Genomic DNA, 24,175 nt, shown 5'->3' on the forward strand with positions numbered 1-24,175 from the left:
GCCCAGCGGGAAGGCGTGTTCAGGCTCCGTGCGGCAGGATCTCTACGCCATCGCTGCAGTGCAGCAGCGTCCGGCCGGCGCCGTCAAGGTCCACCCAGACGGTGGTGTGGTCCAGTGTGACCTCGTCGACCAAACCGCCGGTCTCAAAGCCGGGCGAGAGCCGAACCCGGACCCGGTCGCCCTGGCGCAGGCTCTTCCAGTGCGCGTCCGGGTCCACCCGCCGGAGCGGCTGGTCATCAATATGTCGGTTGCCGTACCTGGCCATGATTGCCCCACCATCAGTCAAGAGATCCGTTCGGTCCTGCCAGCCTAGGAGGCCAAGATGAACGGCAGTTGTCCGGCAGCTGGGAATCCCGTGCGGGGCATCGCTTACGTGAGCCGGACGCCCAGCTCGGCGAGTTTGGCCTCGAGGACCTGGGCCACGCCGTCGTCGTCGAAATGCGGCGCCTGCCGGCCGGCCGCCCGGATAGCCTCCGGGTGTCCGCTGGCCATGGCGTAGCCGTGCCCGGCCCAGCGCAGCATCTCGATGTCGTTGGGCATGTCGCCGAAAGCCACGACGTCCTGCGCTTCAACGCCCAGGGACGCCGCGTATTCAGCGAGGGTCACGGCCTTGTTGACGCCGGGCAGCGACAGTTCCAGCAGCGCAATGTTGGGGGCGGAGTGCGTGGCGGCGGCCAGGTGGGCGACGGCGGGAGTGACCTCGGCGAGGAACTCGTCCGCCGAACCTTCCCGGACCACCGCGAGGAACTTCACCACCGCGTCGTCCGCACTGAGTGTCTCCTGCAGCGGGGCAGGCGTGAATTCGGCGAGCAGTCCGCTGGAGCCGGTGCCCAGGAAGCCCGGTTCAAGGTGGAAGCCGGTGAGGGTTTCGGCGGCGAACAGCGCGGAGGGGCGAAGCCGCTGGATGATGCGGCGGGCTTCGAAAACGGCCTCGAGCTCCAAGGCGCGGGCCGAGACCATGCGGTCGGCTTCGAGATCCCAGACCACCGCGCCGTTGGAGCAGATCACGGTTCCGGTGTGGCCGAGCTGCTCCTGCAGGGGATGCAGCCAGCGCGGGGGCCGGCCGGTGACGAACACCAGCTCCACTCCGGCGTCGCGGCAGGCGTGGAACGCGCGCACGGTCCGGTCGCTGATTTTGCCGTCGTGGCCCAGGATCGTTCCGTCAATATCACTTGCTACCAGCCGCATACTGCCAGTCTACGTTGGCTGCGACCGCGCCATTTCGACGGTTCCCTGCCCAGTCGACGCTCGCCGACGTCGAGGGCGCAGGGAACCGTCGAAACGGGCCCGGGCAGAGGGTGTACGACGGCGACGGCGGCGGTCAGTGCCGTTCGTACAGGCCGGTCATGCTCGCCCGGGCCAAGGTGTGCGGGCCGAGTTTGGCTTCCAGCTTGGCCGGGGAGGCGCCGGCGTCGAGCCCGGACTTTTCAACGTTCAGGGCGTGCACCGTGATGATGTAGCGGTGCGGTCCGTGGCCCTTGGGTGGGGCGGCCCCCAGGTAACCGGCTGACCCGCCGTCGTTCCGGAGCTGGAAGGCGCCCAGCGGCAGTCCGCCGCCGTGCCGGGACCCCGCCCCGGCGGCCAGCGAGGTGACGTCCGCCGGAATGTCCAGCACGGCCCAGTGCCAGAAGCCGCCGTGGCCCGGGGCGTCCGGGTCGAACACCGTGACGGCGTAGCTTCGGGTGCCGGCCGGGGCGCCGCTCCAGCTCAGCGGCGGCGATTCGTCCTTGCCGCCGGGTCCGGTCGCTGCGCCGCGCTGGGCCGCCGGCAGGATCTGGCCGTCCTCAAAGGTGTCGCTGCGTAGCTTGAAGGTTGCCATGGCTTCCTCTCAGTTGCTGGTTAGGCCCGCGCGTTCAGGGTCCAGCTCCATCCGGTTTAGTTCGGCGCGGGTGGGCGGGTTGGCCCCGGCGCGGGAGACCGTGACGGCAGCCGCAGAGGCGGCGTGGCCGAGCAGTTCACGCAGGCTCTCCGCGGAAAGCCCGCGCAGGTCCTTGCGGTTCTGGGCGCCGTTGAGGCCCCGGTCCACGATGCCGGAGAGCAGCGCGGCCATGAAGGAATCCCCGGCGCCCACAGTGTCCGCCACCTTCACCGCCGGCGCCGGAACGTGTCCCTCGCCGGCGGCATTGACGGCCCACGGCCCGGCCGCGCCGCGCGTGACCACCACCATGGCCGGGCCTTCCGAACCGCCGAGCGAGAGCCACCGGCGGGCCGAATCCAGCGGGTCAACACCGGGATAGAGCCATTCGAGGTCCTCATCGGAGGCCTTGACCACGTCCGCGAGGGTGACGAACTTTTCGGCCTGATGGCGTGCGTAGTCGGCGTCGGTGATGATGCTGGGCCGGCAGTTGGGATCGAAGCTGATGGTCGTCGAGGGATGGGCATGTTCGACGGCGGCGAGCACCTCGGCGGCGCCGGGCGCCAGCATGGTGGCGATCGAGCCGGTGTGCAGCAGCGTGCCGCCCTGCAGCATGAACGGCAGCCGGTCCGCGAGGCCGGGGAGCTCCCAGGCGAGGTCGAAGGTGTAGCTCGCGGCGCCGTCGTTGTCGATCAGGGCGGTGGCCACCGACGTCGGCAACTCATCCGGCCCCAGCGGCAGCAACACCGAACTGGATTTGAGGTGCGCCGCGACGGATTCGCCGTAGGCGTCCCGGCCGTAGCGGCCGATGAACTGCACCGGGTGGTCCAGCCGGGCCAAGCCCACCGCGACGTTCAGTGGGCTGCCGCCGACATGGGCCTGGATGCCTGAGGAGCGCTGGACAACATCAACCAGGGCCTCACCAATGACTGTGAGCATGCTCATACTCTGCCAGAGAACGCCGCCGTGCGCGCACATTTGTCGGCATACCCCTGGGGGTATAACCTGAATGTATGGCAGCTATCGAATCCCCGACCCGCCAACGCGGCGCGTCAGGCGCCGCGATCCTGGGGCTGCGCCAAAATCTCGCCCAGTTCATGCTGCTCGTGGCGGTCAACGCGCTGGTCGGCGGCACCCTCGGCCAGGAACGCACCGTGCTTCCGCTGCTCGCAAGCGACGTGTTCCACCTCGACAAGTACACGAGCGCCCTGACCTACATCCTGGCCTTCGGCTTGGCCAAGGCTGCCACCAACTACTTCGCCGGGACGCTCTCGGACCGCTACGGGCGCAAGCCGGTGCTGGTGGCCGGCTGGCTGATAGCCCTGCCCGTGCCGCTGCTGTTGATCTTCGGCACCAGCTGGTCCTGGATTGTCGCCGCCAACGTGATTTTGGGCATCAGCCAGGGTCTGACCTGGTCCACCACGGTGGTCATGAAGATGGACCTGGTCGGGCCGAACCGGCGCGGCCTCGCGATGGGCTTCAACGAGGCCGCGGGCTACCTTGGCGTGGCTGGGACGGCCCTCTTCACCGGCTACCTCGCGGCATCCTACGGCCTGCGGCCCGCGCCGTTCCTGCTCGGTGCCGCCTTCATCGCCCTGGGGCTGGGCCTGTCCGTGCTGGCCGTCAAGGAAACGCACCACCATGCGAAAACGGAAGCCGCGAACCACGTCGACGCGCACAGCGGTGCCGGGGCTTCGCTCAGCACCCGCGAGATCTTCACCCTGACCAGCTTCCGGGACCGCTCGCTCTCCTCGGTGAGCCAGGCCGGACTGGTCAACAACCTCAACGACGGCCTGGCCTGGGGCCTGTTCCCGGTGCTCTTCGCCGCCGCCGGCCTCTCGATTGAACGCATCGGCATCCTCGCCGCGGTCTACCCCGCGGTCTGGGGCGCGGTGCAGCTGGTCACCGGCGCCGCGTCGGACCGGCTGGGGCGCAAGTGGCTGATCGCCGGCGGCATGCTCGTCCAGGCAGCGGGCCTCGCCCTCGTGGCGGCCGGCCACGGCTTTAAGATCTGGCTACTCGCGGCCGTCCTGCTCGGCATCGGCACGGCGATGGTCTACCCCACCCTGCTGGCGGCCATCGGCGACGTGGCCCACCCGCAATGGCGGGCACGCTCGGTCGGCATCTACCGGCTCTGGCGCGACGGCGGCTTTGCCGTGGGTGCACTGCTGTCCGGGCTGCTCGCGGACGCCTACGGCATCCCGGCGGCGGTCGCCGTCGTGGCCGCGTTGACGGCAGCGTCCGGGCTGGTGGTCGCGGTACGGATGCGGGGCACCGACCACCACGCGTAGCGCCGCGCCGGCTAAGTCCGGCCCGCGGCGGCTCAGCGTGCAGCGCCGCCTTCCTGGTAGACATCGGGAATCCCGTCGTTGTCCGAGTCGCGCCGCTCCTCTTCCTCCGCAAGCCGGTACTGCCGGTTGCGGGTGCGCAACACCACGCTCGCCAGCAGTGCGGCCAGCAGGGATGCCGCCAGGATGCCCACCTTGGCGTGGTCGTCATGGAGGCTGCCGTTGCCGAAGCTGAGCTCAGCCACCAGCAGCGACACGGTAAAACCGATCCCGGCCAGGATAGAAACGCCAACTACGTCGATCCACTTGAACGAGTCGTCCAGCCTCGCCTTGGTCACCTTGGTAAGCAGCCAGGTTGTTCCCATGATGCCGGCGGGTTTCCCCAGGACGAGGGCCAGGATGATGCCGAGGGCAACTGGATCGGCAAGCGCCGAGCCCAGCCCGTCCCAGCCGCCCACGGCGACGCCCGCGGAGAAGAAGGCGAAGACCGGTACCGCAATGCCGGCCGAGATCGGCCGGAAGCGGTGCTCGAAGATTTCCGACAGTCCCGGCCCGGCTTCCGGCCCCCCGCTGGCTTTGGAGCGGAGCACCGGGATGGCAAAACCGAGCAGCACCCCGGCCACCGTCGCGTGGATACCCGAAGCGTGCACCAGCGCCCAGGTGGCCAGGCCGAGGGGCAGCAGGATGAACCACGCCGCGGGGGCCTTGAGCCCGAAGAAGCGGCGGTACCGATGCGCCAGGTAGGTGTACAGGCCCAGGGGAAGCAAGGCCAGCAGCAGGGGGACGATCTGGAGATCACTGGAGTAGAACACGGCAATGATGGTGATGGCGATCAGGTCATCCACCACGGCGAGCGTCAGCAGGAAGATCCGCAGCGCGCTCGGCAGGTGCGAGCCGATGATGGCCAGGACCGCGACGGCGAAGGCAATGTCCGTGGCCGTGGGGATCGCCCAGCCGCGCAGGGTCTCCGGGCTGCCGAGGTTCACGACGGCGTAGATCGCGGCCGGGACGATTACCCCGCCCATGGCCGCGGCGACCGGGACGATCGATTTGTTCAGCTGGCGCAGATCGCCGGCCACGAATTCGCGTTTGAGCTCCAGGCCCACCAGGAAGAAGAAGATGGCGAGCAGCCCGTCCGCGGCCCAAGCCCCGAGACTGAGGTTTAGGTGCCAGGGCTCGTAGCCGAACTTGAAGTCGCGGAGGGCGAAATAGCTTTCCGACGCCGGCGAGTTGGCCCAGATAAGCGCGGCAACGGCCGCCAGCACGAGCAGGGCTCCGCCGACGGTTTCCTTCCGGAGGATTTCGCCGATGCGCAGCGATTCGGCATAGCTGCCGCGGCCAAAGATGGTCAGGCGCGGCGTGCCGGACGGCGGCGTGGGAGGCGGGGTGTGGCTCATGCGGAAGTCCTCAAAATTGGGTCGACTGAACTATGCCGACCAGACTTCCCGGCGCACCTGTCCCCAGTCTACTTTGCCTACGGCATCGTGCTGAATCGTTCCGCCTGTGACTTGGCACCCTGGACGATGATCTGGTCCTCCTCATAGAGGACCGTTTGCGCCGTGGTGTGGCCCCAGGTCCCGCCGGGGCGCTTGACGGCCACCACGGTCACGCCGAATTTCTCCCGTAGTCCCACGACCCCGAGCGGGCGGTCCCGGACGATAGCCGGAGGGCCCGTCCGGATCATCACAAAATCGTCCTCGAATTCCACGTAGTCGAGGATGGAGCCGAGGACCAGGTGGGCCACCCGCCTGCCCATGTCATGCTCAGGCCGGATCACGTGCTCGACGCCGAGCTGGGCGAGGATTTCGGCGTGCGGCTCGCTGATGGCCTTCGCCCAGATCTGCGGGCGCTGGAATTTCAGCAGCCGCGAGGTGGTCAGGATGCTGGCTTCAATGTCGGAGCCGATGCCCACCACCGCGCGGTCAAACTCGTGCACGGACAGCTGGCGCAGCACCTCCTCCTTGGTCGAATCGGCCCTGACCACATGGGTGAGGCGCCCGTTGAAGGACTGGACGATTTCCTCGCTGGCGTCTACCCCGAGGACCTCGGTCCCCTGGGCCTCGAGCTCCAGGGCCAGGGAGCCGCCGAAGCGGCCGAGGCCAATGACCACCACCGAGGACGCCTTGGTGCTGGCGGCCGCCGTGCGGGCGGCAAAAATGTTCTTAGCCAATGAGCGGCCTTTCCTTGGGGAATTCGTAAAGCAGGGGCCGTTCGCGCAATGCGAGGGCGGCGCCGAGGGTCACGGGCCCCAGCCTGCCGACGAACATCAGCAGGATCAGGACCAGCTGGCCGGCTGGCGGCATGGCGGCGGTGATGCCCGTGGACAGGCCCACCGTCGCGAAGGCGGAGACAACTTCGAAAAGGATCCGCTCCTGGCCAAAGTCGGTAATGAGCATCAGGAATATGGTGGATCCGAACACCAGCGCCATCGCGAGGAGCACCACGGTGATCGCTTGGCGGTGGACGGCGCGGGAGAGCCGCTTCCCGAAGATGTTCACGGCCGTGCCGCCCTGGAGTTCGGTGGTGAGGATGAAGAAGAGCACGGCGAAGGTGGTGATCTTCAAGCCACCGGCGGTTCCCGCCGGGCCGCCGCCGATGAACATCAGGATGTCCATGCCGAGCCAGGACACGGGATGCATCTGCGAGATGTCGATGCTGTTGAAACCGGCGGTGCGCGTGATGGCGGACTGGAAGAAGCCGGCGAGCACGCGGTCGCCGGCCGGCAGCGCGCCGAGTGTGGCCGGGTTGGTCCACTCCACAGCAGTCAGGAACGCGGTTCCGCCGGTGAGCAGCACCGCGGTGCCGACCAGGACCAGTTTGGTATTCATGCCCCAGAAGATCGGGCGCCGGTACTGCCGGACCAGTTCAAAGAGGACGGGGAAGCCGAGGCCGCCGATGATCACCGCCGCGGCAATCGGAAGGCACACCCAGGGGTCGCCGACGAACCCCATCAGATTGTCTGAATACAGGGCGAAACCGGCGTTGTTAAAGGCTGACACCGCATGGAAGATGCCGCGCCACACAGCCTCGCCGGGCGGGTAGCCGTAGCCGGCCATAAAGCGGGCCGCGAGGATCACGGCCAATAGTGTTTCCACGATCAGGCTGATGCCGAGGACGCCCACCAGCACCCCGCGGACGTCGCCGAAGCCGGTGCTTTTCGTCTCCGCGGCGGCGGACAACCGGGATTTCAGGCCCAGCCGGCGGGCGGTCAGGACCCCGAGCAGGGTGCCGAAGGACATCACACCGAACCCGCCGATCTGGATCAGCACCAGGATGACCACTTGGCCGAAGCCGCTCCAGAACACCGGCGTGTCCACGGTGCTCAGGCCCGTCACGCAAACGGCTGAGGTGGCCGTGAAGAGGGCCTCCAGGAAGGTGGCCCCGCCGTCGCCGGTCTTTGCCATCGGCAGGGACAGCAGGCCGGTCCCCGCGGCGACGGCGCCGGCAAAGCCCAGGACGATCACTTGGGCGGGATGGCGGGGCCCGAAAGCACGCGCAAACTTGGTGAAGCCCGCCACGGGGGCACGGAGCACCGCGGGAACGTTCACATGCATGGGGCCACGCTATCACCGGTGCCGGCGTCCTTCGCCGGGCCTCTTCCGGCGCCCGCTCCCCGGGGCCGCCTCGCCCGGTTCAGCCCAAGAGTTGCTGCACGAGTTCGCGGCACTTCCGGTAGGCGGCCGCCTTGGGGTCGATCAGCGCGAAGTGGTCGCCGGGAACCTTGAGCAGTTGAACCGGGGCGCCTCCTGCCTTGGCCGCGGCGGAGTAGCCCTCGGACTGGCTCATCGGCACGGTGTCGTCCTCGGTGGTGTGGACGGCGTAGACGGGGACCTGCAGCGGCACCGCGCTCATGGGATCGGCGAACTTATGCCGTTTGGGGTACTTATCCGAAGATCCGCCCAGGAAGTTACTCACCGCGCCGTTGCTCAGATTGAGCCGCTCCGCCTCGGCCAGGTTCAGCAGCCCCGACTGGCTGACGACGCCGGTGAGGTGGACCGCGTCGCCGTCGCCCTTGCGCTGCAGCTGGCGGTCCGCGTCCGGGGCACCGAGCTGGCCAAGCCGGCTCCGGCCCGCCGCCCAGACGGCCAAGTGCCCGCCCGCGGAGTGGCCGAGGGCCACGACGCGGTCCAGGCCCAGGGCGTGCTCGCCGGCGATGTCCCGGAGCTTGTCGATACCGGCCAGGACATCGGCAAAGGTGTGCGGCCAGCCGCCGCCGTTGCCGGCCCGCCGGTACTCAAGGTTCCAGGCCGCTACGCCGTGCGCGGCGAGGTCCTTGGCCAGCGGTTCGCCGAGTTCGGCGCCGTACTGCGACCGCCAGTAGCCGCCGTGGATGACCACCACCACGCCCCTGGGCTCGGCCGCGTCCGGGAGGAAAAGTTCCCCCCACTGGCTCGGGTCCTCGCCGTAGTGGTACTTCTGCCGCTTCACTGTGTCCTCCTTGGGGCCCGGTGAACAAGCGGCGACCGCCCCCAAAGTCGCCGCCGCTGCGGTCGCGATGAAAACCCGACGCCGCACATCAGCCATGAGCAGAGCCTACCTTGGGCCCCGGACGGCGCCGCGGAAGCCGGCGCCGTATTGCCGCCATCCGGGGACACGCTGGACCGGCTGTCACACCCGCGCCGTAAGCTAGGCCCATGGCGAGCAACTGGGAGCGGCTGGACCCCGCGCTGCGCGAATCCGTGCAGGACAACGTGGAACTCTATGAGCGGGTCCGTCCTGCCTTGAAACTGGTCACCCGCGAGGTGCTGCTGATGCTGCGGACCATGCTCAAGGGCACCGAAGTGACGCCACTGTTCGTGACCGGACGGACCAAGACCGTGGAGTCCTTCCGCGAGAAGATTTCCCGCATCGAGGAGCCGCTGGAACCGGGCGCCCCGCCGGTGCTGAAGTTTCCGGACCCGTTCCGCACGCTCAATGACATGGTCGGTATCCGCGTCATCACCAAGCTGCCAGCGGAAAACGCCGTCGTCGCCAACCTGATCAAACGCCAGCGCCAGCTTTTCGACTGCCGGGGAGACCGCGAAAAGGACATCGGTTCGATCGAATCCGGCACCTACGGCTACTCCAGCCGGCACCTGATCCTGCGGACCATCCAGAATGAGGCCGTGAAGGAGTACCAGCAGGTCTTCAACCCGGAGGCCCAGCCCAACGGCAGCTACTTCTTCGAATGCCAGATCCGGACGGTCTTCGCGCACGCCTGGAGCGAGATCGAGCACGACATCCGGTTCAAAGCCGAGGACCCGCGCGCCTGGACCCCGCACTTCGACCGCCAGTTCACCGCCACGGCCGCCATGCTGGAAACCGTGGAGGGCGCCTTCGCGGATCTGCACGAACGTTACGAGGAGGTGCGCAGCTACTGGGACATGGACGGCGAGGGCGCCGCGCAGCTCACCCCCAACCGGATCCGCGACGTCTGGCGGACGCTGCTGCCGCACGTGGACCGGAAGGTCGACGACGACTGGGGCTGGGCTGCCGAGCTGATGGCCGCGCACGGCCTGAACCAGACCGTACAGCTCGCCGGCCTGCTCAGCGCCAACCGCATCACCGAAGTCCGCAAGGCCCTGGACCACCGCTACTCCCCCGGGCCCGACCGGCTGCTCGATGACCTGCTGCTGTGGCAGTACGGCACCGCGCACATCGACCTCACCGCGGAACCGGCCGACGCCGTCCCGCACCCGCGGCGCGACAGCCTGCAGCGCCGGCTCAAGCAGATCGAGCGCTACCGGCTGACCCAGGGCTAGGTTTTTGGGCAGGCTTTCGGCACTGGCAGCCCGGACCGGACCGAGCCGTTCCCCGCCCCTCAGCGGTGGGGGTCCTGGAACCTTGCGACGTAGCGCCGCTGCCAGGGCGTTTCCACGGCGCTGCGCCGGTAGTTCCGCCGCACGAATGCAACGGCGTCGGCGGCGGGAACGCCGTCGAGCACCGCGATGCAGGCAAGGGCGGTGCCGGTCCTGCCCCGGCCGGCCCAGCAGGCCACCTCGACGCGTTCCGTTTCGGCGCGCCGCCACGCCTCGCGGAAGGCATCGAGGGCATCGGCGTCGTCGGCGGGTACGTGCAGGTCCCGCCAGCGGACCCAGCGGGACTCCCACGCGGTTGGCCGCGGGCGGCTGCCCAGCAGATACAGGCCGAATTCCGGCAGTGGTCCGGGAGGAACCGGCGCCAGCAGGCCCCGGCCGCGGATCAGGCGTCCGGACGGAAGACTGAGCACACCCGGTTGGCCCGGTTCCCATGTCTGCGCCATAGTCCCGAGCGTAGCCCCTCCCGGATACCGGCCAAAGGATCGCAAAATTAGGGCCACACGGGTCTGGCGGTGAAGGATTCCGGTCCCTAGAGTGGCCCGGAACTCAAGAACCGCTGAAGGGAACCCAAGGATGTCATTCCAGGCGTACCTCGACACGATCGAGGACAAGACCGGACTCACCCCGCGCCAACTCCTAGAGCTCGCCCAGCAGAAGGGTTTTGATGACGCGACCGTGAAAGCCGGCGAAATCCTCGACTGGTTGAGGGCGGATTACGGGCTGGGCCGCGGCCACGGCATGGCAATCGTCCACGTCATCCGGCAGGGACCGGGCATCAGCAGCAAGTACGTTGGTGCCACCGGTGCGCACAGCGACGAGTCGGACACGCTCTGGCTCGACGGCAAGGCATCGAAGCCCTCGTCGTAGTTCCGCTGCCCGGGCGCCGATCTCCTAGTGTCCCGTCTCCTAGTGTCCGGCCCCGAGCTTCCCGCCGAGGCGTTCGCGCATCAGCACGCTGGCGTCGTTGAGGCCGACAACAGTCACGGTCTTGCCGTGATGGCGGTACTTCTCGGTGATGGCGTCCAGCGCCGCAATGGTGGAGGCATCCCAGAGATGCGAGGCGTGCAGGTCGATGACAACGCGCTCGGGATCCAGCGCGTACTCAAACTGGGTGTAAAGGTCGTTGGAGGAAGCGAAGAAGAGTTCGCCGTCGACCTTGTACGTCGCGACGGGGCCGCCGTCGTCCTCTGTCACCGTCCGCGCGACGGTGACAAAGTGAGCCACCCGGCGGGCGAACATCACCATTGCCACCAGCACGCCGACGCCGACGCCGATCGCCAGGTTGTGGGTAGCCACGGTAACGATCACGGTGGCGACCATGACGGCGGTTTCACTCTTGGGCATCATTTTCAGAGTCCGCGGACGGATGCTGTGCCAGTCGAACGTGGCCACGGAAACGAAGATCATCACGGCCACCAGGGCGGCCATGGGGATGAGCGAGACGATGCCGCCGAGGGCAACCACCAGGATCAGCAGGAAGACCCCGGCGAGAAACGTGGAGATCCGGGTGCGGGCGCCGGAAGCCTTCACGTTGATCATGGTCTGGCCGATCATCGCGCAGCCGCCCATGCCGCCGAAGAATCCGGTGACGACGTTTGCCACGCCTTGGCCCCAGGCCTCACGCGTCTTGGGCGAGCGGGTGTCCGTGATGTCGTCGACCAGCTTGGCGGTCATCAGGGATTCGAGCAGCCCCACGAAGGCCATCGCGAGGGCGAAGGGGAAGATAATCTGCAGGGTCTCCAGCGTGAACGGCACATTGGGGACGAAGAGGGCGGGCAGCGAATCGGGCAGTTTCCCCTTGTCCCCCACGGTGGGAACCGCGATGGCGGCAAAGACTGTGATGAGTGTCAGCGCCACGATCGCCACAAGCGGGGCGGGAACTGCCCTGGTGAGCTTGGGCAGCCCGAACACGATCAGCAGGCCCAGCGCCGTCAACGGATAGACCAGCCACGGGACCCCCAGCAGCTCGGGGACCTGGGACATGAAGATCAGGATGGCCAGCGCGTTCACGAAGCCGACCATGACCGAGCGCGGGATGAAGCGCATCAGCTTAGCTACGCCGGAGAGACCCAGGATGATCTGGAAGATCCCCGCCAGGATCACGGCAGCGACGAGGTAGTCAAGGCCGTGGGACTTCACCAGCGGGGCGATCACGAGGGCGACGGCGCCGGTCGCGGCCGAAATCATCGCGGGCCGGCCGCCGACGATCGAGATGGTGACGGCCATGGTGAAGGCCGCGAAGAGCCCGATCCGCGGATCGACGCCGGCGATGATCGAGAAGGCGATTGCCTCCGGAATCAGGGCCAGAGCGACGACGAGGCCGCCGAGGACCTCGGTTTTCAGCCGTCGCGGGGACAGCAGTGCGCCCCGGACCGATTGCAGTTGTTCGGGGGTGGAAGCCGGGGGCTTCCCGGCGGTTTTGATGGCCATCGCTGGCTCCGTTCAGGGTCAGGGAGGACGGCAAGGCGCCCTTACGTGCGAAGAATGTGGGGCGCTGCATCGCGCCGGGAGGGAGCGGGACCGGACTCGGCGGTCGCACCACTCACCCCCAACTCTACCCTAACGTGATGGTAGAGTTGAATCCGGCAGAAAAGGAGCCAGCAATGACGGAACAGACCGGGAGCACCATGCACATCGGCGAACTGGCCGAACGCACGGGACTTTCCCTGCGCACCATCCGCCATTACGACGACGTCGGACTCCTCCCCGCGACGGCCCGCACCGATGGTGGCTTTCGGGTCTACTCCGAGGCAGACGCCGCGCGCCTGATGCTGATCAAGCAGATGAAACCGCTGGGCTTCTCCCTCGAGGAAATGGCCGAGATCCTGGGCTTGCTGGGAGCGGAGGGGTCCGCCCCGGCTGGTGCCTACGGCGCCGGCCCCGCCGCGCGGCTGGCCGAATTCCTGGAACGGGCCGAGCACCAGCGCGCCAAGATGGCCCGAAACCTGCTTCAGGCGGATGAGTTCATCGCCCTGCTGGGGCGGCGAACCGCCTGAACTCCCCGCCTACTCCGCGGGCGGGATCTGCCCGTCCGGAGACCCGCGGCCTTAAATCTGACATACTCGTCCGCCGACTGGTCATAAAGTAGCCGCATGGCGGACGCCAGTGGCACCATGCTTGGATGCTTGAGGCAACCAAATCCCCTGAATCCGCTTCGGAGGCCCGCGCCGACGCGGACGCTCCGGTAAATCCGGCCCTCGCCGCCGAGGCCAAGATCGCCCGCATCGCGGTCACCGTGTTCCCGCTCCTGGTGGTGGTGGTGGGCGTCGCGGGCTTCCTCCTGCCGGGTGCCTTTAAACCGCTCGCGCCGAGCGTGCCGTACCTGCTCGGCATCATCATGTTCTGCATGGGCCTGACCCTGACCCCGCCGGATTTTGCCTCCGTGGCGAAGCGTCCGTGGGCCGTGGTGCTGGGAATCGTGGCGCACTACGTCATCATGCCCGGCGCCGGGTGGCTGATCGCCCAGGCGCTGCACCTCGAGCCGGAACTCGCCGTCGGGCTGATCCTGGTTGGCTGCGCACCGTCCGGCACGGCGTCGAACGTGATGGCGTTCCTGGCCAAGGGCGATGTGGCCCTCTCGGTGGCCGTCGCCTCGGTGTCGACGCTGATCGCCCCGATCGTCACGCCGTTGCTGGTGCTGTTCCTGGCCGGTTCCTACCTGCAGATCGATGCGGCCGGGATGGTGCTGGACATCGTCAAGACCGTGCTGCTGCCGGTGGTTGCCGGCCTGCTGGCCCGCCTGTTCCTGAAGAAGGTCGTCGCCAAGGTCCTCCCGGCTCTGCCCTGGGCCTCCGCCGTGGTCATCTCGCTGATTGTGGCGATTGTGGTGGCAGGCAGTGCGAACAAGATCGTGGCCGCCGGCGGCATCGTGTTCCTCGCCGTGGTGCTGCACAACGGCTTCGGCCTGGGCCTCGGCTACCTGGCCGGCAAGCTCGGCCGCCTGGACGACAAGGCGCGCCGCGCCCTGGCTTTTGAAGTGGGGATGCAGAACTCCGGCCTTGCCGCGACGCTGGCAACGGCGCACTTCACCCCGTTGGCCGCACTGCCGTCCGCGGTGTTCTCGCTCTGGCACAACGTTTCCGGCGCCATTGTGGCCGCCTGGCTGGCCCGCCGCCCGCTGCGCGACGCCTAAGGCCGGCGCGGACCGCGTCCCCCATCGGTTGCTCCGTAGTCGCCGTTTTCAGGCCTCAAAACGGCGTTTACGGAGCAATCGACGCTGGATGCGGGCGAAGCTCGGGTGACGCGGTGTGAATCCCGTCTTGCGGTGCAGGCGCGGGTTCAGCAGGATGAAGTGAACCGGGTTCAAGGCACGCAGGGGAGGTGGGACTCGCTCATGGATGACCAATACACAACTGAACGGGACAGCTTCGGCAGGCTGCTTGCGGACCGGCAGGTCTGGCGGCAGGCGACGACGATCCCGGCGGCCGGAGAACTGACCGCGCGCTGGCTGGAAGGCCGGAGCCAGTACCAGCCGGGAACGTTCACCCCCGGCATTGACGCAGAAACCGGGGCGATCGCCGGGCAATTGGCCGAGCTCAACCGGAACGGGCTCTTCACCAAGGAATCCCAGCCCGGGCTCAGGGAGGACGGCAACGCCCAGCGGGCCTACGTGACGGGCTACTGCGCAGCAGAGTCGGCCGGCAGCCTGCTGGATCTTTCCGCGCGGACCGAATTGGTGACGGTGGCACACGCCCCGGGGGAAATGAGCCGCGCCTCGATTCCGGTGACCCTCCAGCAAGCGGAGATCGTCACCGTACTGGGCACGAGCGAAAGCCCGATCGAAGCGGAGCAGCTTCAGGACTGGTCCGCCGAGGCCAACGAATCGCTGGCGCTGGTCCTGGCCGAGTCCTGGTACGTCGAGATTTTCGACCCCGTCTGGGGCCGCGACGGTGTACTGCTGGCTGCGGTCCTCGAGGCGCTGACGTCAGACTGACGACGACGGCGTCCTCCCCGCCAGCTGCGCCTTCAGCCGATGCTGGCCGCCTCGTCGAGCGTGCGCGATTCAAAGTGCTCCAGCATCTCGCGCATCGCCTCGACCCCCTGGGTGAAGGTGGCTGACGCCCGCCACTGGTCGATCTGTTCCAGCGATTCCCATGGACCGGTGCTGATGAACCTGTTCCGGACGTCGTGGTCGTGCATCAGGACAGCCTTGGTATGCGGGTAGTCCTCCTGCGTCTTCCTCGCCAGATCGCGCCAAGCCTGGACAAAATCATTCTCGCGTCCCGGGTGGACCAGCCAGATTCCAAGCGTGTAGACAGACATGGCTGCCGCCTCCATTCTCCGTACGGGGTTGATACCGCCGATTATGTTCCGGGGAGTGGCGACGCGGTAGGGCCGGATTGCCCGCCGGGTTATCCGATCAGCGCCAGCACGGCTCCGGCCGCGACCACGCCGCCGGCCGCCGTGCGAACGTCCGAGAGTGTTCCGTCCCGGTGTGCGGAGACCTGGGTTTCCATCTTCATCGCTTCCAGCACGACGACGGGTTCCCCGGCGGCCACCTCGGCCCCGGGCTCGACCAGCCACTTCACCACGGTTCCGGCCATGTCCGCCCGCAGCTCCCCCGGGTCAGCAGCCGCGGAGGCGCCGCCGTCGGACGCGTCGGTCCAACCCTCCAACGAAACGCCGGCGGGAAGTCCGCCGCCGGAGCGCGCCCAGCCGTCCAGCAGGTCCGCCGGCAGTCCGACGGCGAGTCGCTTGCCGTCGACCTCAATCGTGATGGTGCGGCGTTCGCCGTCGGGCGCCGTGGTGCTGTATCCGGGGTCGGCCGCGATGGAGACCGTGTCCGCGAAGTCGGTTTCGATCCAGCGGGTGTGGATTCCCAGCTCGTCCTCCGAGGTGAAATCCGGGGACTCCAGGACGGCCCGGTGGAAAGGAACCACGGTGGCTACCCCGGTGATGCTTAGTTCCGCGAGGGCGCGGCGGGCACGACGCAGGGCCTGCTGCCGGTCCGCGCCGGTGACGATCAGCTTGGCCAGCAGCGAGTCGAACTGCGGCGGGACGAACGAGCCGGAGCGGACCCCGGAATCGAGCCGGATCCCGGGCCCGGTGGGGCCGGAAAACTGGGCCACGGTGCCGGGCGACGGGAGGAAGCCACGGCCCACGTCCTCGGCGTTGAGCCGGAATTCGAAGGAGTGGCCACGCGGCGTTGGATCTTCGGTGAAGCGCAGCGGCTCCCCCGCCGCGATCCGGAACTGCTCCTGGACCAGGTCGATCCCGGTGGTCTCCTCGGTGATGGGGTGCTCCACCTGCAGGCGGGTGTTGACCTCCAAGAAAGCGACCGTGCCGTCCGCCGCAACGAGGAATTCCACCGTGCCGGCGCCGGAGTAGCCCGCCCCCCGGCAGACGGCCTTGGACCCCCGGTAGATCTGCTGCTTCTGTTCGTCCGTAAGGAAGGGTGCGGGGGCCTCCTCGACCAGCTTCTGGTGCCGGCGCTGCAGCGAGCAGTCGCGGGTGCCGACGACGACGACGTTCCCGTGGGTGTCGGCGAGGACCTGTGCCTCGACGTGGCGTGGCCGGTCCAGGTAACGCTCCACGAAGCATTCGCCGCGGCCGAAAGCGACGACCGCCTCGCGGACGGCGGAGTCGAAGGCCTCTTCGATTTCGTCGAGGGCGCGGACCACCTTCATGCCGCGGCCGCCGCCGCCGAAGGCCGCCTTGATCGCGATCGGCAGGCCGTGCAGCTCGGCGAAGGCACGCGCTTCCGCCGCGGACCCGACCGGGCCGTCGCTGCCGGCCACGAGCGGCGCGCCGGCCAGGACTGCCGTTTCGCGGGCGGTGATCTTGTTGCCCAGCAGCCGGATCGCGTCCGGCGCGGGCCCGATCCAGGTCAGTCCGGCGTCGAGGACCGCCTGGGCGAAGTCGGCATTCTCGGACAGGAAGCCGTAGCCGGGGTGGACCGCGTCGGCGCCGGATTCTGCCGCGGCGGCGAGCAGCTTGGGGATGTTCAGGTAGGTGTCCCCGGGCGAATTGCCGCCCAGTGCGTAGGCCTCGTCTGCCGCGGAGACATGCACGGCGTCGGCGTCGATGTCGGCGTAGACGGCGACGGACGCCAGGCCGGCGTCGTCGCAGGCCCGGGCGATCCGGACGGCGATTTCGCCGCGGTTGGCAATCAGGACCTTGCGCATCAGTTACTCACTTCTCGTTCGGCTGCGGGGGTGGAGGCGGGGGTGGCTGCGGGGGTGGCGGACGCCGGGGTTACGCCGGGCTCGGCCCAGCGGAAACGGATGCTGCCGCCGATCGGGACCTGCGCGGCAAGGTCCAGCTGGGAGTCGACGACGACGGCGATCACGGGGTAGCCGCCCGTGATCGGATGGTCGGCCAGGAACAGGACGGGCAGGCCTTCGGGCGGGACCTGCAGGGCGCCGGCAACCGTCCCTTCGCTGGCCAGCTCCCCCTCGCGGGTGCGCTGCAGCGGTGTTCCGTCCAGCCGCATGCCCACGCGGTTGGATTGCGGTTTCACCTGCCACTCCTGGCCGGTGAGGGAGTCCAGGGCGGCCCGGTCGAACCAGTCCGCGCGCGGGCCGCGCACGACATCGAGCACGGTAACGGCCGTTCCGGGGAAGTCGGGCTGCAGTTCCGGGTTCCCGACCACGCCTGACTCGGCCTCCCCGCCGGCGGCGAGGAGCTGCCCGGCGGCGAGTGGGGCGGGCCCGATCCCGGACATCGTGTCGGTGGCCCGGCTGCCGAGGACCGGGGCGGTGTCCACCCCGCCGCGCACCGCGAGGTAGCTGCGGAAGCCGCTTTCCGGGGCGCCAATGCTCAGCGTCTCGCCGTCGAGGAGGGCAAAGGGCGTGGCCACCGGCACGGTGCGGTGCAGCGGTTCTACCTCGCGGCCGGCCGGCGTGCAGATGGACAGTTCCGACGGCGCCCCGGCGACGGCCAGGACCTGGTCGCCGACGGCCTGGACCGTCAGTCCGACTGTGAGGCCGCCGGCTACGGTCTCGATCGCCACTGTCTCAATACCGGCTGCGCCGGGTGCGTTGCCGACGAGGCGGTTTGCGCGGCGCAGCGAGGCACGGTCGACGGCGCCGGAGGCAGAAACGCCGAGGCCGGAGTGGCCGTGGCGTCCGAGGTCCTGGATCAGGCTCTGCAGTCCGGGCGAGACGACCCGGAGCCCGGATGCCACCTCCGCCGAAGGGGCTTCTGGGCGATCCTCGGGCTGCGGTTCCGGGGCGAGCGTGACCGCTTCCCGGACTGCACGGAACTGGATCCGGTGGCCAGGTGCGGCCAGCGCAGGCTGCTCGCGGTCCAGGTCCCACATCCGGGCGTCGGTGTGGCCGATTAGCTGCCAGCCCCCCGGCGAACGGCGCGGGTAGACGGCGGAGTAGCTTCCGGCCAAGGCCACTGCCCCGGCGGGCACGGCGGTGCGGGGAGAACTCCGGCGGGGGACGTTCAGTGCCTCGTTCTCGCCGACGAGGTAGCCGAACCCCGGGGCGAACCCGGCGAAGGCCACGGTCCACTGCTGGCTGCTGTGGGCGGTGATCACGCCCTCGATGCCGAGGCCGGTCAGCTCCGCGACCTCGGCGAGGTCCTCGCCGTCGTAGACGGTATCGATGAGGACCAGGCCGCCGTCGCGCTGCACCGGGGCGGTGAGGTCGAGCTGCAGCAGCTGCGCGGCGATCCGGCGGGCGGCGTTCGGCGAGTCGGCCGTGACCATGACAGTCTCGGCGGCTGCGAGCACGTCCAGCTGCCCGGCCAAGGGGTGCTCGAGGAGCAGCGCCTGCAGGGCCAAGACGGCCTGGGTGCCGGTCAGTTCGGCGAGCACCGCGCGGGTTCCCACTGCCCGCACCGCGCGCACTTTGTGGCCGGCCACCTGCTGCTTTGCCACCGATTCCATTACTGCCTCCATGATTGCCGCCGTATCCGGGTCCGCGCCGGCTAGGCGCGGGCTTCCTGCAGCAGGCGTTCTTCCTCGCTGGTCTGCGGGTTCTTGCCGATCGCCAGGCCCACCACGGTCACCACGGCGGAGACCGCGAGGTAGCCGGCGATCAGGAACCAGTTGCCGGTGGCGGCGAAGAGTGCCGTGAAGACCAGCGGTGCAACGGCGCCGCCGATCACACCGGCCAGGGTGTAGGCCAGCGAGCTGCCGGCGTAGCGCAGCCGGGCGGGGAACTGCTCGGTGATGTAGGCCGCCTGCGGGCCGTACATGAAGGCGTGGAAGGCCAGGCCGATCACGACGCCGATGGTCAGCATCAGCACCGACTTGCCCTGGATCATCAGGAAGAACAGCGGGATGTACACGGCCGTGCCGACGGCGGCGATGCCGTAGACGAGCCGGCGGTTGAAGCGGTCCGTCAGCGCGCCGGCGGCCGGGATCAGGGCCAGCTGGAACGCCGAGCCGATCAGGATGGCGCCGAGGACGTTGCCGGTGGTCATGCCCAGCTGCTTGGTGGCGTACAGGGCCACGAAGACAGTGAACAGGGAGTAGAGCACGTCAGGGCAGATGCGGGAGAGGGCGGCTGCCACCAGTGCGCGGGGTTCCTTGGTGAAAACTTCCTTGATGGGTGCCTTGGGGGCCTCGCCGTGGGCCTGGATGGCCTTGAAGACGGGGGTTTCCTCAAGCTTGAGCCGGATCAGCAGGCCGAAGACCACCAGCAGGGCGGAGGCGAGGAAGGCCACGCGCCAGCCCCAGGACAGGAAGGCCTCGTTGCTGAGGGTTGCCGCGAGCAGGGCCAGGACACCGTTGGCCATCAGGTTGCCGGCCGGCGGGCCGATCTGCGCGGCCGAGGACCAGAAGCCGCGCTTGCGGGCGTCGCCGAATTCGCTGGAGAGCAGGACGGCCCCGCCCCATTCGCCGCCGACGCCGATGCCCTGCGCGAGGCGCAGCAGCACCAGGATCGCGGGAGCGGCGACGCCGATCGCGGAGTAGTCAGGCAGCACGCCGATGAGCACGGTGGCCACGCCGATCAGCATGAGTGTGACCACCAGGACGTGCTTGCGGCCGATCTTGTCGCCGAGCCGGCCGAAGATGATGCCGCCGATGGGGCGGGCCAGGTAGCCGACGGCGAAGGTGGAAAAGGACAGCAGCAGGCCAACCAGCTCGTCGCCCACCGGGAAGAAGATCTTGGGGAAGATCAGCGCCGAAGCCACGGAGTAGATAGCGAAGTCGTAGTACTCCAGCGAGGTGCCGGTGACGCTCGCGATGTAGGCCTTAAGGGCGCCCGGCGGCAGGTTCCTTTTGCCGGCCTTCTTGCCGGCCGTCTTGCCGGTGGCCGGGGCGGCCTGGTGCGGTGCGGTCATGATGTTCCTCCAGATGCGGGTGCTGCCTGTGCTGGGTGGGTTGTTGAGGTTGCGCCGGGTTGATCGGGGGTGGGACCCGGCGCGGGCGAAGCTCTTGGTGGTGTGCCTAGACGAAGGAGGCGGTGCCGATGCCGGCGGCGCTGAGAGCCTCGCGGACGGCGGCCGCCATGGCCACGGCTCCCGGGGAATCGCCATGGACGCAGATGCTTTCTGCGCGGATTTTAAGGATGGAACCGTCGACGGTGCGGACGGCAGAGTCGGTGGCCATCCGGAGGACGTGTTCGGTGACCTCGGCGTGGTCGTGCAGCACTGCCCCGGGAAGCGTGCGGGAAACCAGCGTGCCGTCCCGGTTGTAGGCGCGGTCCGCGAAGGCCTCGGTGACCGCGCGGAGCCCGGCCGCCTCGGCCAAGCGGAGCACTTCCGAGCCCGGCAGGCCCAGGATGGGGAGGTTGGGATCCACGGATTTCACGGCGTCGACGACGGCTTTCGCCTGGGCGGTGTGCGCGACGATCGCGTTGTACAGGCCGCCATGGGGCTTGACGTACCTGACCGTCCCGCCCTCCGCGGCGGCTAGAGCCTGCAGTGCGCCGATCTGGTAGACAACATCGTCCGCCAGCTCGATCGGGTCGATGTCGAGGAAACGGCGGCCGAAACCGGCCAGGTCGCGGTAGCCGACGTGGGCGCCGATCATGACGCCGGCCGCGACCGCCTCGCGGCAGGTCCTTCGGATCACGCTGGGGTCTCCGGCGTGGAACCCGCATGCGACGTTGGCGCTCGAGACCGACTGGAACATCGCGGTGTCGTCGCCCAGGCTCCAGCGCCCGTAGGACTCGCCGACGTCGCTGTTCAGGTCGATGGTGTTCAAGCCGGTGTTTGCCATTGTGATCCTCGTCTCAGTTCTTGCTCTCTACAAGGATGCACCATCCTGTTGGATTGTTCAACAATCTGACAATTCTTTCTGAGGACAATCGTGTAGATTCGGCACTATGACGACTTCCGAGGCCAGCGCCGGCGCCCTCGCTGCCGCGGCACGACTGCGCATCGCCGTCCCCTCCGTGGCGGACCGGGTGGCGGCCGAACTACGCCAGCAGCTCGCCGACGGAGTGTTGCTGCCCGGCACCCGGCTGACCGAATCGGTTATCGCCGAGGAGCTGGGCGTCTCGCGGAACACGGTGCGGGAGGCCTTTGCCGAACTGGCGGCCGAGCGCCTGGTGGTCCGCCATCCCAACCGCGGCGTCTTCGTGGCCAGCCTTGGCCCCGGCGACATCCACGATGTGTACACGGTGCGGCGCGCCATCGAGGTGTCCGCCCTGCGCGGCGGGGGCACTCCAGAGCGGGTGGCCGCCGTACGCGCCGCGGTCGAGGAAGGCAAAGCGGCGGCGGCCGCCGACGACGAGGAAGCCCTCGGCACCGCCAACCAGCACTTCCACCGCGCGATCGTGGCGCTGGCCGGCAGCCGCCGCCTGGACACGACCATGTCGCAGATCCTCGCCGAGATGCGGCTGTTCTTCCACAAGGCCACGGTGGATGCGCACTTCTACCGCAGCTACCTCGACGACAATGAGCAGATCTGCGCGGCGCTGGAAGCCGGCGAACCGGACCGCGCCGCTGACCTATTGCTGGCCTACCTGGACCGCTCGGAGCAGAAGCAAAGCGCCGTCCACGGGGAGTAGGCCCGTTCCGGGTCGGGCGGGACTCAGAGGCACTCGTCCACGATCTTGCCGGTGACGCCTCCGATGATGGTGCCCAGTCCTGCCCCGGCAGGACCGCCGAGGATGCCGCCGATCGCGGCTCCCGCCCCGGCCAGTGTCTCCTGCCAGTTTCCGCCGGATTTTTTGTAGACGACGCCGGTGCTGCCACCGCCCTCCGAGGCGTCCACAGCCACGTAAGAGCCAGCCGAGGCTGAGGCGAAGGCCAGTGCCACCGGGCTGGCTCCCGGATCCAGGAGCAATTTGTCGTAGGCCTTCCGGACTTCGTGGTAGGCCGCGGACGCCTCCTTCTTCCCGGAGCTGGCGGCAAATCCTTCCTCGCAGATCCGGCCCAGGACCGGAACCTCCGCGTCGGTAATGAACCCCATCTCCTGGAGCCTGGCCAGGATGATCTTGCTTGCCTTCAGCCGGTCTCCCTTGGCCTCCCGCATGATGCGTGCGGACTCCCTTGAGACCGCGCTTTGCAGGTCTCCTACACCGACCCCCAGCACCTGCTTTTTGTCCGACATTGTGCCCACCTCCATGAACTGTCCGTCCTGCAAGTGCGCACAGATTACGCCCGGCCCGGGTGCACCGGAAGACCCTGCGGATTGCCGGACCGGGCCCAGCCGGGCGGAGCATTCTTGCTAGGCTGGCGGGATGAATCGACGCCTCGCCGCCCTGTCCGCCGCATCACTCATGATCATGCTTTCCGGCTGCGGCCAGGTGCAGCAGGCGGCCGATAAAGCCGTCAGCGACGGCGCCTCCCAGGTGGCCAGCGCGGCCGGCAACGAGATCAAGAAGCAGGCCTGTTCCCTCGTGGCGGACGGCCTGGTCAGCGTCCAGGACAAGAAGGCCCTGGCCGGCCTGGTGTCCGGCGCCCAGAGCGCCGGGGTGCCGGCGGAGATCACCACGCCGCTGAAGCAGATCGCGGACTCGGGCGACAAGGTGCCGGCGGATTCGGTCAAGGCCCTGCAGGACGCCTGCGCCAAGTAGCCCGCAGGATCTGGTTGGGCGGCTAGCGCTTTCCCTTTTTCCGGGACCCCTTGCCGCGGCCCTTGTCCGGGTTCGGCGCGTAGCGCTGTGCCACCTTGGGCTTCTTGACCGCGGGTCCGCGCCGGTCCGGCTTCGGCTCGCGCTTGGGTTTCTCCTGCTGGGCCGAAGGCTGCCGGGAGCTGGCGGCGGTACGGCCGCGCACGATTCCGATGAATTCCTCGATCACCGCATCGGTTGAATCGCTGGGCCACGCCAGGGCGATCTCGGTCGTGGGCGCGCCGGTCAGCTTCCGGGCCACCGTGTCCTTGACGTTGAAGTGCCGGGCCACGGACATCGGCAGGACGACCAGCCCGGCACCGGACGCAACCACCTGCAGCGCCTGCTCGGCCCCGCCCAGCGCGGCGACATCGAGGAAGGTCTCGGCGGACAGGTCCGCCAGCGCCACCTCTTCGAACACGGAGATCTCGTGGCCCTTCGGCGCCACCACCACGGGCTGTTCCTCATAGAGCGGGATGACGCTCAGGCCCTCGCGCTCCACCGGGAGCCGGACGAAGCTCAGATCCGCCGAGCCGTCGCGAAGGACGGCGAGCTGGGCGCCGTCGTCGGACATGAAGGAATGCAGCGGAACGTCGGGCATCCGCTCTTCCCAGCGTCGGATCCATTTACCGGGGGTGACACCGGCAACGTACGCGAACCGCAGTTCCCTGGGTGCGGGCGGCTGTTCGTCGTGGAGCTGGGCTGTTTCTTCTTCTGCGGGCACACGTTCACAGTACCTTCAGTGCCGCCGGGTGGTGCTGTTTTGGTGCCCTGCGGGCTGGCCGCCAGATACCCTTGAAGCATGACCTCTGCGAACTCCCAGTCCATGAAGCCGGCCACCGTCGCCAAGAAGCTTGGCATCTACCTGCCCGCGACGCCCCAGGAGTTCCAGGATTCGGTTATCACCCGGGCCGATTTCGCCGAGCTTCAGGCCAATCCGCCGGAGTGGCTCGCCGAGCTTCGCCGCAACGGCCCGCACCCGCGCCCCGTTGTCGCGCAGAAGCTCAACGTCTCCATCAGCGGCCTGGCCCGCGGCGGCGTCGAAGAGGCACTGACGACGGCGGAAATCACCGCGCTGCTGCAGGCTCCCCCGGCCTGGCTGGTCGCCGAGCGCGCCACCCACGCCGCGGTCCGTGCCGAGGCCCAGCGCGTCAAGGACGAGGCTGCCAAGAAGGACGCCAAGAAGGCCCGCGCCAAGGCCGAGTAGCCTCCGTCCCTTCCCCGCAGCCCGTTTCGACGGTTCCGTGCACACTCGACGCTACGGACCATCGATCC

26 protein-coding genes are annotated in these 24,175 nt (G+C 68.6%); 9 read left to right on the plus strand and 17 right to left on the minus strand.

Going from position 1 to position 24,175, the window contains the following annotated elements; genetic code table 11:
• Window positions 1–19 precede the first annotated feature (19 nt).
• The 4 genes from AC1DNC_RS04560 to AC1DNC_RS04575 all read right to left on the minus strand — a co-directional run bounded on the left by AC1DNC_RS04560 (window position 20) and on the right by AC1DNC_RS04575 (window position 2,794).
• The gene (locus tag AC1DNC_RS04560; protein ID WP_476861361.1) at window positions 20–265 is read right to left on the minus strand and encodes a hypothetical protein; all 246 of its coding nucleotides are present in this window, start codon (window positions 263–265) and stop codon (window positions 20–22) included.
• Window positions 266–369: 104 nt separating this feature from the next.
• Entirely contained in the window at window positions 370–1,188 is an 819-nt protein-coding gene (locus tag AC1DNC_RS04565) for an HAD family hydrolase (RefSeq protein WP_476861362.1), read from the minus strand.
• Between the two features lie 133 nt (window positions 1,189–1,321).
• Complete coding sequence (locus tag AC1DNC_RS04570; RefSeq protein ID WP_476861363.1) at window positions 1,322–1,819, minus strand: YbhB/YbcL family Raf kinase inhibitor-like protein; 498 nt, start codon at window positions 1,817–1,819, stop codon at window positions 1,322–1,324.
• Window positions 1,820–1,828: 9 nt separating this feature from the next.
• On the minus strand, window positions 1,829–2,794 hold the full coding sequence (locus AC1DNC_RS04575; protein WP_476861364.1) for a carbohydrate kinase family protein: 966 nt from the start codon (window positions 2,792–2,794) through the stop codon (window positions 1,829–1,831).
• Window positions 2,795–2,868: 74 nt separating this feature from the next.
• Between AC1DNC_RS04575 and AC1DNC_RS04580 the strand changes: the two genes are divergently transcribed.
• Window positions 2,869–4,146 carry an MFS transporter gene (locus AC1DNC_RS04580; RefSeq protein ID WP_476861365.1) on the plus strand — a complete coding sequence of 426 codons (1,278 nt, stop codon included), beginning with the start codon at window positions 2,869–2,871 and terminating at the stop codon, window positions 4,144–4,146.
• Between the two features lie 32 nt (window positions 4,147–4,178).
• Here AC1DNC_RS04580 and nhaA read toward each other — a convergent pair whose 3' ends face one another.
• The 4 genes from nhaA to AC1DNC_RS04600 all read right to left on the minus strand — a co-directional run bounded on the left by nhaA (window position 4,179) and on the right by AC1DNC_RS04600 (window position 8,571).
• Window positions 4,179–5,540 carry a Na+/H+ antiporter NhaA gene (gene nhaA / locus AC1DNC_RS04585; protein WP_476861366.1) on the minus strand — a complete coding sequence of 454 codons (1,362 nt, stop codon included), beginning with the start codon at window positions 5,538–5,540 and terminating at the stop codon, window positions 4,179–4,181.
• Between the two features lie 77 nt (window positions 5,541–5,617).
• Complete coding sequence (locus AC1DNC_RS04590; protein WP_476861367.1) at window positions 5,618–6,313, minus strand: potassium channel family protein; 696 nt, start codon at window positions 6,311–6,313, stop codon at window positions 5,618–5,620.
• Window positions 6,306–7,697 (minus strand): TrkH family potassium uptake protein, encoded by a 1,392-nt coding sequence (locus AC1DNC_RS04595; protein WP_476861368.1) that lies wholly within the window; start codon window positions 7,695–7,697, stop codon window positions 6,306–6,308. Before AC1DNC_RS04595 ends, AC1DNC_RS04590 begins: the two co-directional genes overlap by 8 nt.
• A gap of 79 nt (window positions 7,698–7,776) precedes the next feature.
• Window positions 7,777–8,571: an alpha/beta hydrolase gene (locus tag AC1DNC_RS04600; protein ID WP_476861369.1), complete on the minus strand. Its 795-nt coding sequence runs from the start codon at window positions 8,569–8,571 to the stop codon at window positions 7,777–7,779.
• Between the two features lie 206 nt (window positions 8,572–8,777).
• Here AC1DNC_RS04600 and AC1DNC_RS04605 point away from each other — a divergent pair, with 206 nt between their 5' ends.
• A complete protein-coding gene (locus tag AC1DNC_RS04605) occupies window positions 8,778–9,884 on the plus strand; it encodes a GTP pyrophosphokinase (RefSeq protein WP_476861370.1) in 1,107 nt (368 codons plus the stop codon).
• Window positions 9,885–9,943: 59 nt separating this feature from the next.
• Here the strand turns inward: AC1DNC_RS04605 and AC1DNC_RS04610 are convergent, their stop codons facing one another.
• Window positions 9,944–10,384, minus strand: a complete 441-nt coding sequence (locus tag AC1DNC_RS04610; RefSeq protein WP_476861371.1) for a protein-tyrosine phosphatase family protein — start codon at window positions 10,382–10,384, stop codon at window positions 9,944–9,946.
• 130 nt (window positions 10,385–10,514) lie between these two features.
• Between AC1DNC_RS04610 and AC1DNC_RS04615 the strand changes: the two genes are divergently transcribed.
• Window positions 10,515–10,808 (plus strand): DUF4287 domain-containing protein, encoded by a 294-nt coding sequence (locus tag AC1DNC_RS04615; protein ID WP_476861372.1) that lies wholly within the window; start codon window positions 10,515–10,517, stop codon window positions 10,806–10,808.
• Between the two features lie 39 nt (window positions 10,809–10,847).
• Here the strand turns inward: AC1DNC_RS04615 and AC1DNC_RS04620 are convergent, their stop codons facing one another.
• Window positions 10,848–12,371, minus strand: coding sequence for a SulP family inorganic anion transporter (locus tag AC1DNC_RS04620; RefSeq protein ID WP_476861373.1), 1,524 nt, complete (start codon window positions 12,369–12,371; stop codon window positions 10,848–10,850).
• A 173-nt stretch (window positions 12,372–12,544) separates the two neighbouring features.
• On the opposite strand from AC1DNC_RS04620, the gene AC1DNC_RS04625 reads away from it, so the two are divergent.
• The 3 genes from AC1DNC_RS04625 to AC1DNC_RS04635 all read left to right on the plus strand — a co-directional run bounded on the left by AC1DNC_RS04625 (window position 12,545) and on the right by AC1DNC_RS04635 (window position 14,874).
• Window positions 12,545–12,937, plus strand: coding sequence for a MerR family transcriptional regulator (locus AC1DNC_RS04625; RefSeq protein WP_476861374.1), 393 nt, complete (start codon window positions 12,545–12,547; stop codon window positions 12,935–12,937).
• A 125-nt stretch (window positions 12,938–13,062) separates the two neighbouring features.
• Window positions 13,063–14,073, plus strand: a complete 1,011-nt coding sequence (locus AC1DNC_RS04630; protein WP_476861375.1) for a bile acid:sodium symporter family protein — start codon at window positions 13,063–13,065, stop codon at window positions 14,071–14,073.
• A 201-nt stretch (window positions 14,074–14,274) separates the two neighbouring features.
• Window positions 14,275–14,874 carry a DUF6919 domain-containing protein gene (locus AC1DNC_RS04635; RefSeq protein ID WP_476861376.1) on the plus strand — a complete coding sequence of 200 codons (600 nt, stop codon included), beginning with the start codon at window positions 14,275–14,277 and terminating at the stop codon, window positions 14,872–14,874.
• A 32-nt stretch (window positions 14,875–14,906) separates the two neighbouring features.
• Here AC1DNC_RS04635 and AC1DNC_RS04640 read toward each other — a convergent pair whose 3' ends face one another.
• The 5 genes from AC1DNC_RS04640 to AC1DNC_RS04660 all read right to left on the minus strand — a co-directional run bounded on the left by AC1DNC_RS04640 (window position 14,907) and on the right by AC1DNC_RS04660 (window position 21,045).
• Complete coding sequence (locus AC1DNC_RS04640) at window positions 14,907–15,203, minus strand: antibiotic biosynthesis monooxygenase family protein (RefSeq protein ID WP_476861377.1); 297 nt, start codon at window positions 15,201–15,203, stop codon at window positions 14,907–14,909.
• Between the two features lie 89 nt (window positions 15,204–15,292).
• Complete coding sequence (locus AC1DNC_RS04645; protein ID WP_476861378.1) at window positions 15,293–17,065, minus strand: acetyl/propionyl/methylcrotonyl-CoA carboxylase subunit alpha; 1,773 nt, start codon at window positions 17,063–17,065, stop codon at window positions 15,293–15,295.
• Complete coding sequence (locus AC1DNC_RS04650; protein WP_476861379.1) at window positions 17,065–18,777, minus strand: 5-oxoprolinase subunit B/C family protein; 1,713 nt, start codon at window positions 18,775–18,777, stop codon at window positions 17,065–17,067. The genes AC1DNC_RS04645 and AC1DNC_RS04650 overlap by 1 nt, the downstream gene beginning before the upstream one ends.
• A 41-nt stretch (window positions 18,778–18,818) precedes the next feature.
• On the minus strand, window positions 18,819–20,180 hold the full coding sequence (locus AC1DNC_RS04655) for an MFS transporter (RefSeq protein WP_476861380.1): 1,362 nt from the start codon (window positions 20,178–20,180) through the stop codon (window positions 18,819–18,821).
• A 106-nt stretch (window positions 20,181–20,286) separates the two neighbouring features.
• Complete coding sequence (locus tag AC1DNC_RS04660) at window positions 20,287–21,045, minus strand: LamB/YcsF family protein (protein ID WP_476861592.1); 759 nt, start codon at window positions 21,043–21,045, stop codon at window positions 20,287–20,289.
• 121 nt (window positions 21,046–21,166) lie between these two features.
• On the opposite strand from AC1DNC_RS04660, the gene AC1DNC_RS04665 reads away from it, so the two are divergent.
• On the plus strand, window positions 21,167–21,853 hold the full coding sequence (locus AC1DNC_RS04665; RefSeq protein ID WP_476861381.1) for a GntR family transcriptional regulator: 687 nt from the start codon (window positions 21,167–21,169) through the stop codon (window positions 21,851–21,853).
• Between the two features lie 23 nt (window positions 21,854–21,876).
• On the opposite strand, the gene AC1DNC_RS04670 is transcribed toward AC1DNC_RS04665, so the two are convergent.
• A complete protein-coding gene (locus AC1DNC_RS04670) occupies window positions 21,877–22,398 on the minus strand; it encodes a hypothetical protein (protein ID WP_476861382.1) in 522 nt (173 codons plus the stop codon).
• Between the two features lie 130 nt (window positions 22,399–22,528).
• Between AC1DNC_RS04670 and AC1DNC_RS04675 the strand changes: the two genes are divergently transcribed.
• On the plus strand, window positions 22,529–22,864 hold the full coding sequence (locus AC1DNC_RS04675) for a hypothetical protein (RefSeq protein WP_476861383.1): 336 nt from the start codon (window positions 22,529–22,531) through the stop codon (window positions 22,862–22,864).
• A gap of 22 nt (window positions 22,865–22,886) precedes the next feature.
• Here AC1DNC_RS04675 and AC1DNC_RS04680 read toward each other — a convergent pair whose 3' ends face one another.
• Window positions 22,887–23,624 (minus strand): LysR family substrate-binding domain-containing protein, encoded by a 738-nt coding sequence (locus AC1DNC_RS04680; RefSeq protein WP_476861384.1) that lies wholly within the window; start codon window positions 23,622–23,624, stop codon window positions 22,887–22,889.
• Between the two features lie 78 nt (window positions 23,625–23,702).
• Here AC1DNC_RS04680 and AC1DNC_RS04685 point away from each other — a divergent pair, with 78 nt between their 5' ends.
• Entirely contained in the window at window positions 23,703–24,107 is a 405-nt protein-coding gene (locus AC1DNC_RS04685; protein ID WP_476861385.1) for a DUF5997 family protein, read from the plus strand.
• Window positions 24,108–24,175: the final 68 nt, after the last annotated feature.

This window comes from Arthrobacter sp. 01N442 (genome assembly GCF_056399345.1).